The following is an 18,999-nucleotide window of genomic DNA, read 5'->3' as shown; positions in this document are numbered from 1 at the left end:
CAAGCGGGGCTGGCGCCGCAGTCAGGAGGTCGAAGCCTTGATGGCGTGGCGCTCGAGCAGGTCGTACAGGGTCGGGCGCGATACGCCCAGCAGTTCGGAAGCCTTGACGATATTGCCTTCGACGCGGGCCAGCGCGCGCACGATGGCGCGATACTCGGCTTCGTCGCGCACCTGGCGCAGGTTGAACGGTTCTTCTTCCACCGGCGCGCCGGACAGGCCCAGGTCGTCGGCCGTGATGGCGGGGCCGTCGGCCATGATGATGGCGCGCTTGATGCAGTTTTCCATTTCCCGCACATTGCCCGGCCAGTCGTGGTGGGCGATCTGGGCCAGCGCGTCCGGGCTGAAGTGCAGGTTGGCGCGGCCTTCCTGGGCGCAGAAACGGTTCTTGAAGTGCTGTGCCAGCAGCACCGCGTCGCCGTCGCGCTCGCGCAGCGGCGGGATGGTCAGCACGATTTCCGACAGGCGGTAGTACAAGTCTTCGCGGAAGCGGCCGGCCTTCACCAGCTCTTTCAGGTTCTGGTGGGTGGCGCAGACGATGCGCACGTCGACCGGGATTTCCTCGTGGCCGCCGACGCGCTCGATCACGCGCTCCTGCAGGAAGCGCAGCAGCTTGGCTTGCAGCGGCATCGGCAGGTCGCCCACCTCGTCGAGGAAGAAGGTGCCGCCGTTGGCCGCTTCCACCTTGCCCTTGGTCTGCTTGACGGCGCCGGTGAAGGCGCCCTTTTCGTAGCCGAACAGCTCCGATTCCAGCAGCGTCTCCGGAATCGCGGCGCAGTTGATGGCCATGAAGCGTTCCTTGGCGCGCGGGCTGCCCTGGTGCAGGGCGCGCGCGATGACTTCCTTGCCGGTGCCCGATTCGCCCAGCACCATGGTGGTGGCCGAGCTGGGCGCCACTTTCTCCACCTGGCGGCAGACCTTCAGCATGCCGGGGTCGCGCGAGATGATGCCGGCCAGCGGCGAATCGGCGCTGCCTTGCTGCATGCGGCGGTTTTCCTGCTGCAAACCGTGCAGGAAGAAGGCGCGCCTGATCACCAGCGCCAGCAGTTCCGGCTCGCAGGGCTTCTGGTGGAAGTCGTAGGCGCCCATGGCGATCGCCTGCACCGCGTGCGAGCGGTCCTGGTTGCCGGTCAGGACGATGACCTTGGTGTCCGGCGCCAGCGCCAGGATCTGCTGCAGCGTGGCCAAGCCTTCGGTGGCGCCATCCGGGTCGGGCGGCAGGCCGAGGTCCATGGTGCAGACGGCAGGCTCGTGGCGGCGCAACTGGGCCAGCGCCGCTTCGCGGTCGCCCGCCACCACCACGTCATAGTCGTCGAAACTCCATTTGAGCTGCTTTTGCAGGCCGGGGTCGTCTTCGATAATCAACAGCTTGGGTTTGCTCTGGCTCACAACAGGTCCTTGTGCCTTCAGGCGGCTTGTTCGATGGTTTGCTGGCGGTACAGCGGCAGGCTGACCGTGAATGTGGTGCCTTGCTCCGGCGCGCTGCGCACCTGCAGCGTTCCACCCAGTTGGTGGATGTATTCCCGGCTTTCAAAGGCGCCGATGCCCATGCCGGCCGACTTGGTCGAGTCGAACGGCTTGAACAGGCGCTCGCGGATGAACTCTTCGCTCATGCCGGTGCCGGTGTCGGCCACTTCCACCAGCACGCGTTCGCCGTCGCGCGCCAATCGCACGCACACCTTGCCGTCGCGCGGGGTGGCTTCAATCGCGTTCTGGATCAGGTGGCCCAGCACGCGCTCGAGGCGCTCGCCTTCGGCCAGCACTTTCAGGCCGGCGTCGTCCAGCTGCAGCGTGGGCTTGGGCTCGAACGCCGCCTTCAGCGCCACCGCCTGCGCCAGCAAAGGCCCCAGGTCTTGCGGGGTGGCGCGCTCGGGCGACGCAGTACGGCTGAGCTTTTGCAGCATCAGTTTCATTTTTTGCACCGACAGGGTCACGGTTTCCATCATATCGCGTTGGAACTCGGGATTGTCGGCGTGTTTTTCCGCATTGGCCGTCATCAGCGACAACTGGGCCACCAGGTTCTTCAGGTCGTGCACCACGAAAGTCGACAGGCGGTTGAAGGAATCGAACTGGCGCGCCAGCATCAAGGCATTGTCGGCTTCCTGCTGGGCCAGGTAGGAAGCGGCCTGGGTGCCGGCGATTTTCAGCAAGTCCAGCACTTCCCAGTTGAGCTTGACCTCGCTGCGCGATGCCATCAGCACCACGAAGCCGGCCAGCCGCCCCTGCAACAGCAGCGGCAGCACCAGCCAAGCCTTGGGAAAGGCCTTCAGCCAGGCCGGCAGCGGCACTTCCGGATCATGCGCGGTGTGAGCGGCCACTTCCACCAGCCACTGCTTACTTTCCATCAATTGGCAAAATGCCGAATCGGCCGGCTCGCTCGCGTGCTGGGCTTGCACATGCCAGGAGGCCAGCGGTTCGAAGCGCTGCTCGCGCCGGATCCAGAGCGCGCCGCCCTGGCTTTCCACCAGCTCGGCCAGGGCCGAAATGGTGCGCTCGCCCAGGTTGGGACCGGTGGCCGACAGGGTGCGGGTAAACGCCAGCCACTCTTCGCGGTAGTCGTAGTTGTAGCGGTAGAAATGCTTGCTGATGAAAACTTTCAGCCAGGCGCGGAAGGAGCCCGAGAACAGCACGCCCGCCAGCAGGAAGGTGGCGCCGAACAGGAAGGCCAGTTGCATCAGGCCGCCCCACGAGCCGCCGACAAAGCGCAGATAGTAGGCCGCCATGCTCATGGCCAGCAGGTAGACGGCCGAACCAAGCAGGGCTGCCGAGTGGAAGGCGATACGGCGCGATACCGCCAGCTGGGCCGGCCAGGAAGCGCGGCGCAACAGCGACACCGCCAGCAGCGGCACAATCAGCGCATTGACCAGGCCGCGCGCGGCCCACAGTTCGGGATCGAGTTCGCGCAGCAGCAGCATATCGCTGTACAGGTAAAAATCGTAGGCAAACAGCGCGCCCAGGCCGAGGCAGATGAATTTCATGGCCCAGCGCACCTGCACGCTGCGGTCGCGGTAGAGCTGCTCGACCAGCAGCATGCCCAGCACGGCCATGCCGAGGCGGCCGATGGCCAGCAGGTGGAAGGCCAGGCCGGGCGGCAGCTGCTGCGCCAGCAGGCTGGCCAGCAGCATGGCGCCGTACACGGCGACACTGGCCTGGCAGGTGCGGGCAGTGCGCTGCCACAGGCCCAGCATGGCCAGCAGCACGGCGGTCCAGGCCGCATTGCGCAACCATTCGGCGCCGTGCAGCACCCACGGCGCCCACGGCACCACCGTGGCGCTGGCCATCACGGCGCCCCACAGCACGGTGAGCAGGGACGCCGTGGCCAGCACGCGCTGGTGCGGACGCTGGTCGGGGCGCTGGCGCCAGCCGGTCAGGACCAGCACGCTAAACAACAGAAACGCCAGCGCAGCGCTGGCGTAACTGAAGGCGGTGATACTGGTCGGCATCAGGCCCCCATGTCCTTAACGGCCTCCCCTGAACATGACCACCTTGATGGTATCGATCAGGACCAGCACATCGAGCAGCAGGCTGTTGTTCTTGACGTAGTACAGGTCGTACTGCAGTTTCTGCAGCGCGTCTTCCACCGTATCGCCATAGCCATAGCGCACCTGGGCCCAGCCGGTGATGCCCGGCTTGATACTGTGACGCACATTGTAATAAGGCACGCGCTCCGTCAGTTGCTCGACGAAGTAGGGACGCTCGGGGCGCGGGCCGACAAAGGACATTTCGCCCTTCAGCACATTGAGGATTTGCGGCAGTTCGTCGATGCGCAGCTTGCGGATGATATTGCCCACGCGCGTGATGCGCGGGTCGTTCTTCGAGGCCCATTGCGGCGTGCCGTTCTTTTCCGCGTTCTTGAACATGCTGCGGAATTTCAGGACGCGGAACACGCGGCCATCCATGCCGACCCGCTCCTGCGAGTAGAAGATCGGCGCCCCGTCCTCGATCACGATGGCAATCGCGGTGAGGATCATCACCGGCAGCGACACCACCAGCAGCGACAGGCTGGCCACCACATCGACCGACCGCTTCATGAAGGTGCGCATGAAGCTCTGGTCGAAGCCGCCGCCGAACACCAGCCAGGATGGCTGTACCGACTCGACGCGGATCTGGTAGGTTTCGCGCTCGAAGAAGGTGGCGGCGTCGGTGACCTGGATGCCGTACAGCTTGCATTCGAGCAGTTCCTTGATCGGGAAGGCGCCGCCGCGGCGGTTCTGCACCGAGACCACGATTTCCGATACGCGCTGGGCGTTTGCCAGCGCTACCAGCGAACCGCCTTCCGGCAGGCGCAGGAGCTGGTTCTGCGGCACGCAGATTTCTTCCGACGGCACCGCCACATAGCCGGCCACATCGTAGCGGCGGTAATTGGTCTCGCGCGTGGCCAGTTCGCCGCATTCCTTGGCCATGGCGCCGCTGCCGAGGAAGATGATGCGGGTGGCAAGGAAATGGGTGCGCGACGTTTTCATGAACATGGCGCGCGCCAGCAGGATGCCGGCGCCGGAGATCAGGAACACCAGCACCAGGATGCCGCGCCCGAAATACAGGTCGGGCGCCAGGTAGAACACCAGGGTCAGGATGCAAAAGCCCATGGCAAACGAAGGCATCAATTGCAGGAAGAAGGGATTGCGCAAGCCTTCCTGGAAATTGATCTGGTACATGCCCAGCGCGGACATGCTGAACACGATCGCGGCCGCAAAAATGCAGGCCGACATGAAGAAGTGGTCGAGCTTCGGTATGGCGAACTGCTCACCGTCGAAAAAACGCAGACCAGCGCCAGCGTAGAACGAGCCAATCAGGATCAACACCTCCAGGAAGAGCAGGCTGAAGACAACCTTGGAAATGTAGTGATTGGAAATTCTTAGCATTTTTATTCCCTCCCGCTTTACTGCTCGTGCTGGCCGTGAAAGCGCGCGGAGCCTTGCGGCCATGTCTCGTTAATTATTCTTGCGGGGCCAGGTGGCGGACGTACCAATCCATGGCTTCCTTCAACCCTTCACCGATACGGTGCGAAGGATCAAAACCCAACAGCTCGCGCGCCTTGCTGATATCGGCCTGCGAATGGCGCACGTCGCCGGCCCGGAATCCCTGGTATTGCGCCTGGTGCTGGCGCAGGTGCGGGAAGCGCTCCTGCAGCAGCTCGCGCATCATCAGGTACAGTTGGTTGAGACTGGTGCGCTCATTGAGCGCCACGTTGTACACCTGGTTGGCGGCACCCGGCTTGTCGGCCATGGCTGCCAGCAGGTTGGCTTGCACCACGTTGTCGATGAAGCAGAAATCGCGGCTGGTTTCGCCGTCGCCGTTGATGAACAGGGGACGGTTGCGGATCAGGGCCGACACCCACTGCGGTATCACCGCCGCATAGGCGCCTTCCGGATCCTGGCGCGGACCGAACACATTGAAATAGCGCAGGCCGATGGTTTCCATGCCATAGGTGCGGGCGAAAACGTCGGCGTACAGCTCGTCGGCATACTTGGTGACGGCATACGGCGACAGCGGCCGGCCGATGGTGTCTTCCACTTTCGGCAGGGCAGGATGGTCGCCGTAGGTGGAGCTCGATGCCGCGTAGACGAAGCGCTTCACTTTCGCGTCGCGCGCCGCCACCAGCATGTGCAGGAAGCCGGTCACATTGGTGCCGTGGGTCAGCAGCGGATCGTCGATCGAGCGGCTGACCGAGCCGAGTGCGGCCTGGTGCAGGATGTAGTCCTTGCCGGCGCAGGCTTGCTGGCAGGTGGCCAGGTCGCGGATGTCGCCGTGGACGAAGCTGAAGGAGGCCCAGGCTGCGGAGCCGACGGCTTCGCGCACCTGGTCCAGGTTGTGCTGGTGTCCGGTGGCGAAATTATCCAGGCCCGTGACCTGCTGGCCGAGCCTGAGCAGCGCCTCCACCAGGTTGGAACCGATAAATCCGGCAGCACCCGTCACCAGCCAATGGTATCGCTGGCCACGCAGGTGCAGCCGCACGTCGTCAAACTTGCCCACAACAGCCCTCCCAGGCTTCCCTAATCTTCTTTTTTACAGGCGCCAGACGCTGTAGCCAGCTTCTTCCAGGCCTGCCATATTAAATGCCGATTTCACATCGATGAACACGCCGCCCGGATTCAGCTTGGCCGACAGCTCGCCCAGCGACAGCGCCAGCAGCTCCTTGTGCGACACGGCCGCCACCACCGCATCGGCTTGCGGCAGGCTGTCCCAGCTTTCCAGGCGGATGCCGTATTCGTGCACCGATTCCTCGGAATCGGCCACCGGGTCGTGCACATGCACGTCCAGGCCGTACGACTTCAGTTCAAACACCACGTCCGCCACTTTCGAATTGCGCAGGTCAGGGCAGTTTTCCTTGAAGGTCAGGCCCAGCACATTCACTTTCGCGCCCTTGATGTGGCAGCCCGCCGCAATCATCTGCTTGACGGTTTTCTCGGCCACGAACTTGGCCATGCCGTCATTGATGCGGCGCCCCGCCAGGATCACTTGCGGGTGGTAGCCGATCATGTCGGCCTTGTGGGTCAGGTAGTAGGGATCGACGCCGATGCAGTGGCCGCCAACCAGGCCGGGGCGGAAAGGCAGGAAATTCCACTTGGTGCCTGCCGCCTGCAGCACTTCCAGCGTATCGATGCCGATCTTGTCGAAGATGATTGCCAGCTCGTTCATCAGCGCGATATTCAGGTCGCGCTGGGTATTTTCGATGACCTTGGCCGCTTCCGCAACTTTCACGCTGGAAGCGCGGTATACCCCAGCAGTCACTATCGATTCATATAGTTTAGCAACCTCTTCGAGCGTTGCTGGATTATCTCCGGACACCACCTTCAGGATCGTGGTCAGGCGGTGCTGCTTGTCGCCCGGATTGATGCGCTCCGGCGAATAACCGACGTTGAAATCTTGCGGCCATTTCATGCCGGAATGCTTTTCCAGCACGGGGATGCAGACTTCTTCGGTGGCGCCGGGATAGACCGTCGATTCGTACACGACGATGGCGCCCCTTTTCATGTACTTGCCCACCGTGGTCGAGGCGCCGACCAGCGGACTGAAGTCCGGTGAATGAGCATTGTCGACCGGGGTCGGCACCGCCACCACGATGTAGTCGGCCTCAGCCAGGGCGGCCGGGTCATAGGTGACGTGCAACTGGGTCGCTTCGCGCAGTTCCGCCTCCGACACTTCGCCGGTCGGATCGCAGAATTTGCGGTAATTCTCAATCTTGGACTGCGACAGGTCGAAGCCGATGGTCTTGCGCTTCTTGCCAAACTCTACCGCCAGAGGCAGGCCCACATAGCCCAAACCTACCACTGCTACAACCTTGTTGTGATCCATATCGGTTCCCGTGAGAATTACCAATTACTATTATGCTAAGAATATATGCTAGAAGCCCGGCAACGACAATGTACGGTTCACAATTTCCGCCCGGTGGGCAGCAAAAAAAATGCGTCCGGCACTATGAAGCGCGTAACAATTCAGCAGGCTTTCCGTTGGCCAAATGCGACAGCAATGTATAGAATGTTTGCCAATTAACTTGTCCATTTGATACGGCTTGTCAATTTTACACGGAAGCCGGACAGCTGTCACAGCCTTTCGGAAGCCCTGCACCACAAAGCAACGCGGCGGCCCGCAGGCCGCCAGATTGTCGAAATGATAAACGATTATTGCGACAATGCGATGACCGGGCGCCTGCCAGGGACCAAGGGCGCCACACTGCGCGCCGGCAACGCACTGCGCGCCGCGATCTCCTTCAGCTTGAACACGGCCATCGCCTGCGCCACCCATTCGGCCTGGCGCGCCAGGCTGCTGGCGGCCGCGGCAGCCTGCTCCACCAGCGCGGCATTTTGCTGTGTGATGCCGTCGATATGCACCACCGCCTGGTTGACCTGGCCGATGCCGCGGCTCTGCTCCTGGGTGGCGTGGTGGATCTCATCCATGACGCGGGTGACGCGGCCCACCGATTCGATCACTTCGCTCATGGTGGCGCCGGCGTTGTTGGTCAGCCGGGCGCCGGCATCGACCTTGGCAAGCGAGCTGTCGATCAGTTGCTTGACTTCCTTGGCGGCAGTGGCCGAGCGCTGGGCCAGGCTGCGCACCTCGGTGGCCACCACGGCAAAGCCCTTGCCGTGCTCGCCGGCCCGCGCCGCTTCCACTGCCGCATTCAGGGCCAGGATATTGGTCTGGAACGCAATGCCGTCGATCATGCCGATGATGTCGAGGATCTTGCGCGACGACTGGCTGATATCGTCCATGGTCTGCACCACCTGCGACACGATGGCGCCGCCTTCCGCCGCCACGCTGGAAGCCTGGCCGGCCAGCTCGTTGGCGCTGTGCACGCTCGCTGCGCTCTGCTGCACATTGCTGGTGAGCTGTTCCATGCTGGCCGCCGTCTGCTGCAGGCTCGAGGCCTGCGACTCGGTACGGCCCGACAGGTCGAGGTTGCCGCTGGCGATCTCGCTGGTGGCAGTCTGGATTTCATCGAAGTTGCTGCGCACGTCGCCGATGATGCTGTGCAGGTTGACATTGGTCTGGCGCAGGGCCGCCAGCAACTGGCCCATTTCATTGTCGGCGCCGATCTCGAGGGCGCCGGTCAGGTCGCCGCCCGCCATCTTGCGTGCAAAGCCGGTGGCCATGCGCAGCGGCTGCACGATGGCGCGGTGCAGCGCGCCCCAGAAGCACAGCGCCAGCGCGATAAAGCCGGCATTGGCCAGCGTCATCCACAGCGGGGCCTGGTTCGCGGCGCCGGAAATGGCGAGGAAGGTCAGGAAGCCGGTCAGCGCCCCCATGCCGAGGCCGATCAGCCTGGCCAGCGACATCTCGCGCAGCCGGCCGGCCCAGTGCCGCCAGCCCGGCAGGCGCAGGCGGCCGCGCTCGAGGCGCAGGCGGCGCGGGTTGCCGTCGCGGATCTCACGGTACAGCTTGTCAGCCTGCGCCACCTGATCGCGGCTGGGCTTGCTGCGCACCGACATATAGCCGACCGGGCGCCCGGCTTCGATCACCGGCGTGACATTGGCATACACCCAGTAGAGGTCGCCATTCTTGCAGCGGTTCTTGACCATCCCGCTCCAGGGCATGCCGGCCTTGATGGTGGCCCACAGGTCGGCAAACGCTTCCACCGGCATGTCGGGGTGGCGCAGGATGTTTTGCGGCGCGCCGATCAGCTCATCTTCGGTAAAGCCGCTGACTTCGATGAAGTAGGGGTTGGCGTAGGTGATCTTGCCCTTGAGGTCCGTGGTCGAGACAATGGTCTTGCCGTCCTCCAGGATGAATTCCTGGCTGGTGACAGGGGTGTTGAGGCGCATGGCGGTGCTCCTTGTCGGCTATCTGCAGGGGGAGTTCTGGCACGAACCGGGAGCTGGGGTCCGCATGGCCGGGGTGGGGCGCAAGCGGGCGCCCCTGCCATGTCATGCGCTCAAGTATAGGAAGATGCTGCGCAGTGGAAACTCACGGAAAGTTGCAATAGAAAAATTCAATGGCCTTGTGTTGCGAATTGGCAATCAAGCCGGCGCCTGGCGCCGGAGCATGCCGCGCACCTCGCTGACCATGGCGCGGTTGAAGAGCAGGCTTACCGCCGCATAAGCCAGCATGCCGGTCAGTACTTCCGCCACCAGCGCCCAGGCACGCGGCTGCGCCGCCAGCGGCGCCCGCACCAGGCTCACGGCGCCGAACATCAGGCCGGCGCACAGCACAGCCGGGCCGGCCCGCCCTGCCACCGCCCGAGCGCTGATGCCGATGGCGGCCAGCATGCGGCGCATATTGAAGAACAGGACCACCGGATAAGCCAGCAGCCAGGCATAAGCCACGCCCTGGATGCCCCAGCGCGTGCCGATATAGAAGGCGGGCGGCATCACCAGGCAGGACAGCAGCACATTGCGGAAGTTGATGCCCGGCTGGCCCAGGGCATCGGTGACGGTCGGCAGCATCTGGGCCAGGGTGCGGAACGGCATCACCAGGCACAGCACCTGCAGCGGCAGCACGGCGCCCTCCCAGCCCTTGCCCAGCACCACGACCACGATCTCCGGCGCCACGCTGGCCATGCCCCACAGCAAGGGAAAGGATAGCAAGCCGATATAGCCGAGCATTTTCAGCACGCCGGCGCGGATGGCCGGCAAATCATGCTGGTTGCGCGACAGGATGGGGAACAGGACCTGGTTCAGGATGCCGGCCATGCGCTGCACCGGCAGCGAGGCCAGGTGCATCGCCACCGAATACCAGCCCAGCGCATGGTCGCCCAGCACGCGGCCGACAATCGCCACGTCCGCTTGCGTGAAGCTGTACCACAGCAGGCGGGTAGCGGTCAGGCTGCCGCCAAAGCCCAGCAGCTTGCCCATGCCCCTGGGTGACCAGTCCGGCCGCGGCTGGCCCGGCGCGCACCAGTTCAGCGCGGCAATGCGCCAGGCCACGGTGGCCAGCATGCCCGCCACCAGCGACCAGACGCCGGCGCCGAACAGCGCCATGAACAGGGTCACTTGCGAACCGGCCAGCGCCGCAGTCAGCTCGACCAGCGAACGCTGCTTGTATTCCAGGCGGCGCTGCAGGCGCACATCGGGCACGGTGGCCAGCGGCAGCAGCACGAATTGCAGCGACAGCACGTGCAGCAAGGCCTGCAGGCGCGGCTCGCCGTAAAAGGCGGCCACCAGCGGCGCCAGCGCGTTGGCCAGCAGGCACAGGCCCAGGTTGACCAGCCACAGCACCCCCATCGCTTGCCGCAAATCCTGTTCGCTGATTTCCTTGCGCTGGATCAGCGCCGGCCCCAGCCCCACCTCGGCAAACATGCCAAGCAAGCCCAGGACGACGGTGCACATGGCCAGCAAGCCGTAATCGGACGGCGCCAGCAGGCGCATCACATAGATCGTGACGCCCCAGGTGATCACCTGGGAAGCCAGCTTGGCCCCCGCCACCCATTTCACGCCGCGCGCCAGCTCGGAATGCATTTTCATTTAACGGTGCTCCGCGCCGGGAAATCGAACTTGGCCGGCTTGCCGGCCGGAATCAGCTGCGCCAGCCAGCGCCGCAAGCGGTCCTTCTGCTGCTCGGTCACGCTGCCCAGCAGCACCACCGCCAGCAAGGTTGCCGCCAGCACGGCCGCCAGGTAGGCATAGCCTTTGCCCATGCCGGCCAACAGGATTTCAAACAGCAGCACCAGCGGCAAATGGAACAGGTAGATGGAAAAGGTATAGCTGGCCGCCTTGCGGATCGCCGCCGCGCAAGCGTTGAACACAGGGTCAAAGCGCGCGGCAATCCGGCGGAACCCCAGGAAATTGAGGGCGATCAGCAGCGCCAACACGTAATCGCCCAGGAAATGCTTGGAAAAATGCAGCAGCCGGTGCAGTTCGGCGCCCAGCAGCTGGGCGCTCCAGTGCGCCAGCTGCTCGCCGAGGTCGTAGTACTGGAAGCCCGCCAGGCCCGCCAGCGACGCCATCCAGCAAGCCCAGCCCATGGCAGCGGAAAGCTGGTAGCCGCCCTGCCAGCGATAGACCAGCACGCCCAGCGCCCATACCGGCCCCAGCAGCAGGATCTTGGGGCCGATCGCCAGCGCGGCCAGGCCCAGCCACAACCAGCGGCGGCGGCCGCTGCCGAAGCACCACAGCGAGAACAGCAGGTAGTACGACATTTCATAACACAGCGACCAGTATGCCGAATTGGAGAACGGCATGATGGACACCAGCCACAGCTCATTGGCAAACAGCAGGCTGGCGGCCATGCGCAGCGCGGGATAGTCGTGGGTGGTCAGGCCGCCCGCATAATGCTGCGGGTTGAGCGCCAGGCCGACCTGGTCGGCCAGCGGCGCCAGCAGCATGGCCGGCAGCGCCACCGAATAGATGCGCGCCAGGCGGCTGATCCAGAATTCGCGCGCCGTGCCTTCCTTGCCGTCGGCGACAAAGGCAATCACATAACCCGACAGCAGGAAGAACACCACGACCGCATTGTGGCCGACCGAATTGGGCAGCAGCGGCATGGCCAGGGTCTTGGTGCTAGCCGCGTGCGCCAGCATCACCGTCAGGGCCGCAAGCAGGCGCAGCAAGTCGAGGTACAGCGAAAAGCTGCGTGCCATGCCCTGCTTTTCAGCCATTGCGGCGGGCCTCGAAATGTTCCGAGGCCAGCGCGGTAGCGTGCTGCATGGCCGCCTCGATATGGCGGCCCCAGGCTTTAAGCGAGAACGGATTGCTGACCTTGCGTGCCGCCAGCTGGCGTGGCAGCAGGCGCATCGCATACAGCTTTTCCGGAATTTTGCGCTTGAGCAGCACCAGGCCGCGGAAATTGGTCATCCACCAGTCGTCCTGCTGCAGGCGCTCGCCCAGGCGCGGCACCGTGAAGCTGGGGTGGTACAGGTTGAAGGCAATGGTGATGCGCTGCTGGCTGCCGCCATAGGTTTCCACCGAATGCATCAGGCTGGCGGGAAAGAGCAGCATGCGGCCATTGCGCGGGGTCATGAAGTAGTCGCGCCGCAACGCGTCCGCATTGCGGTCGATATCGATCGCCACGAAACTGCAATCCTCGAAACGGGTGCGGCCGCCGGCGGCCTGGCCGGCTTCGATGTCGCCGACATTGACGTAGTACACGCCGGAAAAGAAGGAATGCACGCCGAGATGGTCATGGCGCCGGTTGTAATGGCCCTGCTCGTTGACATTGGCCCAGGCCCGGACCTTCCAGCCGGTGGCGAATTCCGCGGCGTCGCGCCCGGTCTGGCGCGCCACGTATTCGGCCGCCAGGCCGGTCATGCGCTGCAGCAGGCTGCGCGCCGGCGCTTCCTGCCAATCCTGCAGGTCGGCGTCGGACTGCCAGCCGCCGCGGTTGGTCTTGACGGTGCCACAACTGGTTGTGCGTCGCGCCAGCACCACATCGCGCAATTCCCGGTTCAGTTGTTCACTGTCGGGCCAATCGAAATACATGACGGGCGAAGGGAACAGCAGGTCCAGTTTGGCGCCATGCAGCGACGCCTGCTGCGGGGACGAGGGATTCATGACGGTCCAGGGAGAGAGATTGCAATCAGGATAAGGGAGTTGGCTTGCGGTCGCAAGCGCCAACGCCCCACAGCGCGCTTATCAAAACGTCCAGCATATTAGCTGAATGACATTCTTCCAGCAATCCTGAAATTGACACCAGCCAGGCCGGCTGGCATCATCTTGATGGTCAATTGACAACATTTAACGGAAATAAAATGCTCCAGCTCCTGAGGTCGATCAAGAACAAATTCACGCCGGAGGCTCCGCTGCCGCTGGGCGCCGTGTCCGAACGCGATGCCGACCAGCGCGGCTTGCCGGCGCAGGATCCGGGCATCGAAGCAGTGCTTGCCGCCTGCACCGACTGGCTGCGCGCAGCCCAGGACCATTCGGCCTCGTCCGACGGCGGCGTGGCGCGCGACTTCAGCCTGGTCAAGGGCTGGGCCACCTCCTATCCCGAAACCACCGGCTATATCATTCCGACCGTGATCGAACTGGCGCGCCGCCAGCAAAGCGAGGAACTGCACCAGCGCGCGCGCCGCATGCTGGACTGGTTCGTGGCCATCCAGTTCCCGGAAGGCGGCTTCCAGGGCGGCCGCATCGATTCCACCCCGCGCGTGCCGGTCACCTTCAACACCGGGCAGATCCTGCTGGGCCTGGCTGCCGGTGCCCAGGAATACGGCGAGCAGAAATACCTGGACGCCATGCACCGCGCTGCCGCCTGGCTGCGCGATTCGCTCGATGCCGACGGCTGCTGGCGCAAACATCCCACGCCGTTTGCCCAGCCCGGCGAAAAAGCCTATGAGACCCATGTCTCCTGGGGCCTGTTTGCCGCCGAGCGCGTGGCGCCCGGCCACGGTTACGGCGCAGCCGGCCTGCGCCAAGTGGCGTGGGCGCTCACCAAGCAGCAGCCCAATGGCTGGTTTGCGTCGAACTGCCTGAACGACCCGATCCATCCGCTCAGCCACACCATCGGCTACGTGCTGCGCGGCGTATTGGAAGGCTACCTGCTGTCGCAACGCCCCGAACTGCTGGCGGCCGCCGTGCGTACCGGCGATGCCCTGGCCAGGGTCGTCGGCGCCGACGGCTTCCTGCCCGGGCGCATGGACAGCCAGTGGCGTCCTTCGGTCGAATACGCCTGCCTGACCGGCTCGGTACAAAATGCCCATTGCCTGTTCCTGCTGTTCCAACTCACCGGCGAACAGCGCTACTTCGACGCCGCCCAGCGCCTGAACCAGTACGTACGGCGCAGCGTCAAGGTCGAGGGCCCGAAAGAAACCCGCGGCGGCGTCAAAGGTTCGTTCCCGGTCAATGGCGACTACGGCCGTTACGAGTTCCTCAACTGGGCCGTCAAATTCTGCATCGACGCCAACCTGCTGGAACAGGACCTGCTGAAAGCCCGCCATGCTTAGTCAGGCCAAGCGCCTGGCCAAGGCCGTGCTGGAAAAGCTGCGCAGGCGCAACAGCGCCAGGGAGATCAAGCAGACGCAACGCCATATCAGCCACGCAGAGCTGGTAGCAGGGCTGGCCCGGCTCGGCATTGCCAAGGGCGATGCCGTGTTCATCCACTCCTCGCTGAAAAGCCTGGGCTATGTGGAAGGCGGCGCCGCCACCGTGGTGCAGGCGCTGCAAGAGGCTGTCGGCCCGGAGGGCACGCTGGTGCTGCCGACCTATTACATGCCGGGCGGCTCGATCCGCGGCACCTGCGAGATGAAGGACTATGTGTTCGACGTACGCAGGCACGGCACCAATATGGGCCGCCTGCCGGAAGCCTTCCTGGCCAGCAGCGGGATCTCGCGCAGCGTGCACCCGACGCACTCGGTTTCCGCCTGGGGCCGTCACGCAGCCTACCTGACCGAAGCCCACCACCGCGCGCCATCGGTCTTCGGCGAAGGCTCGCCGTGGCAGCGCTTCGTCGGCCTGGACAATGCCAAGGTGCTGGGCCTGGGCATTTCGATGGGCCCGGTCACCTTTTACCATGTGCTGGAAGACGCCATGGGCGACGCCTTCCCGGTCCCCGTGTGGGGTGAAGAAACCTTCCGCCTGCCATGCATCGACCAGGCCGGCCAGCGCAGCGAAGTGCCGCTGCGCCCGTTCGACCCGGTGCTGGCAAAACAGCGCATCGACCATGGCTCGCGCGAAGATTTGCGCGCGTATTTCATGGCGGAGTTCAAGCGGGCCGGCCTGCTGCATGCCGGCCAGGTGGGCGAAGCCCCATCGTGGTGGATTCCCGCCCGCGGCTTCTTCGACCACCTGCAGCACTTGGCCGGCGAAAACCTGACCATCTACTCCACGCCCGAGCAACTGGCGGCGCGGCCGCTGGCTTAGGCGGCCGGCGCAGTCATCGCACCGCCCGCCTGGCGTGCACTCCAGCGCGCGCCGAGCCGTATCATCGGCAATTCAACCCAGTGGTAGCCCAGACCGGTCAGCGCCACCAAGAGCGACAGGAAAAGGCTCCATTGCCAGAATGGATGAAGCGCCTCCAGTGTGCGAAACGCCAGCCCCATCAGCGGCGGATGGAACAGGTAGATTCCATAGCTGTACTTGGCGATGAAGTTGCTGGCGCGGTTCAGGCGCGGCGCCGCCATCTCGCGCAGCCAGGGAATCGCCAGCCCCACCGCCAGGCATACGAGCCAGCGCCCATAGTTGTTGGCGCGCGGCTCCGCATAAGCGACAAAGCCGGCGCTCGCCAATGCCAGCAAGAGCGGCCACAGCCAGCCCGGCAAGCGCTCCCTTCCCTGCAGCCGCCAAGCCAGCACGCCGGCCAGGAAACAGGGTGCGAACTCCAACACATTAAGGCGGGCACTGACCAGCGGCTGCAGCAAGGCCAACGGCACCGACAGCGCCCACAGCGCCAAGGGCCAGCGCAGCGGCCGCCGCCGCAACAGCAGGAACAGCATCGGCAGCAGCAGGTACATCTGCACTTCCAGGCATAGCGTCCACAGGACCGAAGACATATAGCGCGCATACACCAGGTTTTGCACCAGCAAGAGGTTGGCAAGCAGTTCAAACGGCGTCCATTGCTCGTCCATGAACAGGTAAATCCCCAGCAGCATCACGGCAGCCAGGGGATAGATGCGGCAGGCACGCTGCAGGTAGAAAGCGCGGAACAGGGCAGCCCCGGCCAATTGCTGGCGCTCCAGCGACTGCATCAGCACCAGGCTGGTATGCACGAAGAACAGCATCACACCCAGCTGGCCCATTGCGAACGAAACCGCATTGGTGCGGATGGTGTAGCCTGCCACATGCGCCGCCAGCACCAGCAACACGGCCACCGCACGCAGGAAATCGAGATTCGGCTTGAGCATTGTGGCTCCGGTCGCGTGGTGCAGAATCTTCAGTCTGCACCACGAACGGTGCCTAAGCTTTGCGCTGCATCATGCGCCGGTGAGCTGGCTCGCGGCGACAGTCTTGCGCTCGCGCCATGCCGCACCGACCTTGATCATCGGGTGTTCGATCAGGTGATAGCCCAGGTAAGGCAGTGCCACCATCAAGACCCAGAACAAACTCCACTGCAGGGCAGGATGCAAGCCCGACAGCGTGTCGAAACACAAGGCAATCAACGGATAGTTGAACAGGTAAATGCCATAGCTGTACTTGGCCACGATCTTGCTGGCATAGTTCAAGAGCGGAGCGCTGAGTTGTTGCACCCAGGGGATGACCAGCCCCAGAACCAGGCAAACCAACCAGCGCGCAAAGTAATTGGTGCGCGTATCGGCGAACAGAATGTAGGCCAGGCTGGCAAGGCCCAGGGCAAGCGGCCACACCCATGCGGGCAAGCGCTCCCTGCCCTGCAAGCGCCAGGCGATCACGCCGCCGAGGAAGCAAGGCAGATATGACAGCACGCCCAGGCGCGGCGACAGCACGTTCGGCAGCATTGCCACCGGCAGCGACAGCACCCAGAACGCCAGCAGCCATTTGACCGGGCGGTGGCGGAAAAACACGAACAGGAAAGGCAGCATGAAGTACATCTGCACTTCCAGGGGCAGCGACCACAGCGGGTCACTCATCAGCCTGGAATAGGTCAGGTTCTGGATCAGGGCCAGGTTGGTGAACAGCTCGAAGTACGTCCACTGCTGGTCCGTCAGGAAGAAGATCCCGAGCACCAGGGTCATCGACAAGGGGTAGATGCGGCAGATGCGCTGGATATAAAAGCGTTTGAACAGTGCAGACCCACTAGCCTGCTGCCGCTCAAGGGATTGCATGAGCACCAGGCTGGTGTGCACGAAGAAAATCATGACGCCCAGCTGGCCCATCGCATACAAGGCCGGCGATTGGGAGGGCTGACCAATACGCAGTACATGCGAGAACAGCACGAACAGCACCGCCACCGCGCGCAGCAGGTCAAGGTTCGGTTTGTTCGTCATATTGCTGCACCCGGAAAGTCGAGTACCTATTTTGCATCAGAATTGCAAGTTATACAACTTCGAAATGGCGCTTGATGGAAGGATGCAACGCCCGTCCGGCGCCGATGGCAATCGGCGAAGTGATTGTTCCCGTGTCAGACAGGGAAAACAGGAGGGGGAGTGGCGCGGCTGGCGGGGATCGAACCCACGACCCTCGGCTTCGGAGGCCGTTTTCGCGTTTGGGAAAAGTAGCTCGTTTTACCGTAACTCTTTGAATTCCCATCATATTCGATACCGGCAGTGTTAGGCAAGGAGAGGAAGGTTTGGGAAGAAAATCAGAGGAAATTTTCCCCAAGATTTTCCCCAAGATTTTCTAGCGCGAACACGGAAAGATGACCTCCTAGAATATAGCTCCAAACACACAGCATGCGGCGTAATACCGCATTATCTGCGGCTGGCATATCGTGCCAGACTTTTGGTCTAACTGTAGCAGCTCGCTCTGATATGCATGGTCACCGAAAATGGTCATTTCTGCCATCGGGTGCTCTTGCATGTCCCCCGCTGCACCCAATGTTAGCGACCAGTGGGAGAGCATGTTTGCATAGAAATTATGCGATATACTTCACAAGATAATTCTTGCAGCTTCCTTTACATAAGTTTTCCTGCGATTTCCGAGTGTGACAACACCATGAAAAAAATATTGACCGGAGTCTTTCTGAGCGTAGCCGCGGTGCATGCAATGGCTCAAGCAATGTCCCCTGCTGCAAAAGAGGCCCATACCCGAACCTTGCAGTGCCTGAATAAGTACAGTGTGCAATTGGACGACGGCGTATCGAACGTTGAAACCATTGCAAAAGTCGCCGCAAATAGCTGTAGGGAAGAGAGCGTTCGTTTCGTCGACCTATGGACTGCCGGCGTTCAGCCAATAGATAAGCAAGCAATCTTGGCTAAAGTTGTTAGCAACAACGTTGAATCGGCACAATTCTATATTCTGAGCAACCGGGCATCTAAGAAATGAATACCGTATTGCATTCCAAATGTTCGAAATGCGGGAAGGTTCAACATGTATCGAGTTTGATGGAGGACTCTCCGACTACGCGGCTGGTTTGTAAGGAAATTGCTTTTTGCAAAGAAAGACAAAAGAAGCACGACCAAGCCGAACGACTAGTTCTGGACTGAAATTTCATGAATGGCACAATCAAGTACTTTAATGCCAATCGCGGTTTCGGTTTTATAGTTGTCCCTGGCGAATCCGACATATTTTTTCATATTTCTGCACTGAACGGCGACGATACGCCAAATACTGGGGACTTAGCCTCGTTCAAAATTGGAACGGGAAAAGACGGCCGAAAAAGTGCAATCGATGTGAAAATCACCGCACGAAAAAGCGTGCGCCCAAATTCGCCGTACTATGGAAAACCAACGTTTCGCGCAGTAGCCGCCGAAACGCCGGTCGCGCAAACCCTCACTGGGGCAGGGATTTTTGGTGCGATAGGCCTACTGATTGGGGGGCCAATCGGAGGCGTATTGGGTGCTGGCGTAGGAAGCATACTTGCCGAGAACAAAAAGCAGGAGGAAATTACAAGTCCATGCATCAAGTGCGGTGGTGTTGGTTCTACTACCGCAACAGTTGGAACTCAGACAGGTTTTCAATGTAAGAACTGCCATCATTTTTGGAGAGTGCGGACTGCAAAATGATGGCCAAGCTGTGATTAAACTTGCCTCCCTTGTGTCCCTTATCTGTGGCTTGA

General features: G+C 62.6%; 15 protein-coding genes. 4 read left to right on the top strand and 11 right to left on the bottom strand.

Annotation, left to right across the window (positions count from 1 at the left end; translation table 11 throughout):
- Positions 1–21: 21 nt before the first annotated feature.
- The 9 genes from prsR to ACWBU6_RS02585 all read right to left on the bottom strand — a co-directional run bounded on the left by prsR (position 22) and on the right by ACWBU6_RS02585 (position 12,923).
- Complete coding sequence (gene prsR, locus ACWBU6_RS02625) at positions 22–1,386, bottom strand: PEP-CTERM-box response regulator transcription factor (protein WP_452647325.1); 1,365 nt, start codon at positions 1,384–1,386, stop codon at positions 22–24.
- A gap of 17 nt (positions 1,387–1,403) precedes the next feature.
- Positions 1,404–3,440, bottom strand: coding sequence for an XrtA/PEP-CTERM system histidine kinase PrsK (gene prsK / locus ACWBU6_RS02620; RefSeq protein ID WP_452647324.1), 2,037 nt, complete (start codon positions 3,438–3,440; stop codon positions 1,404–1,406).
- Between the two features lie 15 nt (positions 3,441–3,455).
- A complete protein-coding gene (locus ACWBU6_RS02615; RefSeq protein WP_452647323.1) occupies positions 3,456–4,859 on the bottom strand; it encodes a TIGR03013 family XrtA/PEP-CTERM system glycosyltransferase in 1,404 nt (467 codons plus the stop codon).
- 73 nt (positions 4,860–4,932) lie between these two features.
- Positions 4,933–5,970 carry an SDR family oxidoreductase gene (locus ACWBU6_RS02610; protein ID WP_452647322.1) on the bottom strand — a complete coding sequence of 346 codons (1,038 nt, stop codon included), beginning with the start codon at positions 5,968–5,970 and terminating at the stop codon, positions 4,933–4,935.
- 33 nt (positions 5,971–6,003) lie between these two features.
- On the bottom strand, positions 6,004–7,293 hold the full coding sequence (locus tag ACWBU6_RS02605) for a nucleotide sugar dehydrogenase (protein ID WP_452647321.1): 1,290 nt from the start codon (positions 7,291–7,293) through the stop codon (positions 6,004–6,006).
- Positions 7,294–7,619: 326 nt separating this feature from the next.
- Positions 7,620–9,260, bottom strand: coding sequence for a methyl-accepting chemotaxis protein (locus ACWBU6_RS02600; RefSeq protein WP_452647320.1), 1,641 nt, complete (start codon positions 9,258–9,260; stop codon positions 7,620–7,622).
- Positions 9,261–9,455: 195 nt separating this feature from the next.
- The gene (locus tag ACWBU6_RS02595; RefSeq protein WP_452647319.1) at positions 9,456–10,898 is read right to left on the bottom strand and encodes a lipopolysaccharide biosynthesis protein; all 1,443 of its coding nucleotides are present in this window, start codon (positions 10,896–10,898) and stop codon (positions 9,456–9,458) included.
- Positions 10,895–12,013, bottom strand: a complete 1,119-nt coding sequence (locus ACWBU6_RS02590) for an acyltransferase family protein (RefSeq protein ID WP_452647318.1) — start codon at positions 12,011–12,013, stop codon at positions 10,895–10,897. Before ACWBU6_RS02590 ends, ACWBU6_RS02595 begins: the two co-directional genes overlap by 4 nt.
- 10 nt (positions 12,014–12,023) lie before the next feature.
- Positions 12,024–12,923: a TIGR02466 family protein gene (locus tag ACWBU6_RS02585; protein ID WP_452647317.1), complete on the bottom strand. Its 900-nt coding sequence runs from the start codon at positions 12,921–12,923 to the stop codon at positions 12,024–12,026.
- A gap of 197 nt (positions 12,924–13,120) precedes the next feature.
- Here ACWBU6_RS02585 and ACWBU6_RS02580 point away from each other — a divergent pair, with 197 nt between their 5' ends.
- Entirely contained in the window at positions 13,121–14,314 is a 1,194-nt protein-coding gene (locus ACWBU6_RS02580) for a hypothetical protein (protein ID WP_452647316.1), read from the top strand.
- The gene (locus ACWBU6_RS02575; protein ID WP_452647315.1) at positions 14,307–15,230 is read left to right on the top strand and encodes an AAC(3) family N-acetyltransferase; all 924 of its coding nucleotides are present in this window, start codon (positions 14,307–14,309) and stop codon (positions 15,228–15,230) included. The genes ACWBU6_RS02580 and ACWBU6_RS02575 overlap by 8 nt, the downstream gene beginning before the upstream one ends.
- On the opposite strand, the gene ACWBU6_RS02570 is transcribed toward ACWBU6_RS02575, so the two are convergent.
- Together ACWBU6_RS02570 and ACWBU6_RS02565 are read right to left on the bottom strand one after the other, a co-directional pair.
- On the bottom strand, positions 15,227–16,210 hold the full coding sequence (locus tag ACWBU6_RS02570; RefSeq protein WP_452647314.1) for an acyltransferase family protein: 984 nt from the start codon (positions 16,208–16,210) through the stop codon (positions 15,227–15,229). The genes ACWBU6_RS02575 and ACWBU6_RS02570 overlap by 4 nt on opposite strands.
- A 69-nt stretch (positions 16,211–16,279) precedes the next feature.
- Positions 16,280–17,269: an acyltransferase family protein gene (locus tag ACWBU6_RS02565; protein ID WP_452647313.1), complete on the bottom strand. Its 990-nt coding sequence runs from the start codon at positions 17,267–17,269 to the stop codon at positions 16,280–16,282.
- A gap of 667 nt (positions 17,270–17,936) precedes the next feature.
- Here ACWBU6_RS02565 and ACWBU6_RS02560 point away from each other — a divergent pair.
- Both ACWBU6_RS02560 and ACWBU6_RS02555 read left to right on the top strand, forming a co-directional pair.
- Positions 17,937–18,266 (top strand): hypothetical protein, encoded by a 330-nt coding sequence (locus ACWBU6_RS02560; RefSeq protein ID WP_452647312.1) that lies wholly within the window; start codon positions 17,937–17,939, stop codon positions 18,264–18,266.
- Positions 18,267–18,433: 167 nt separating this feature from the next.
- Complete coding sequence (locus ACWBU6_RS02555; protein ID WP_452647311.1) at positions 18,434–18,946, top strand: cold-shock protein; 513 nt, start codon at positions 18,434–18,436, stop codon at positions 18,944–18,946.
- The last annotated feature ends 53 nt before the right edge of the window (positions 18,947–18,999 follow it).

This window comes from Pseudoduganella sp. HUAS MS19 (genome assembly GCF_053615455.1).
The sequence above is the reverse complement of the archived record's forward strand: the minus strand, read 5'-3'. Positions and strand labels throughout refer to the sequence as shown.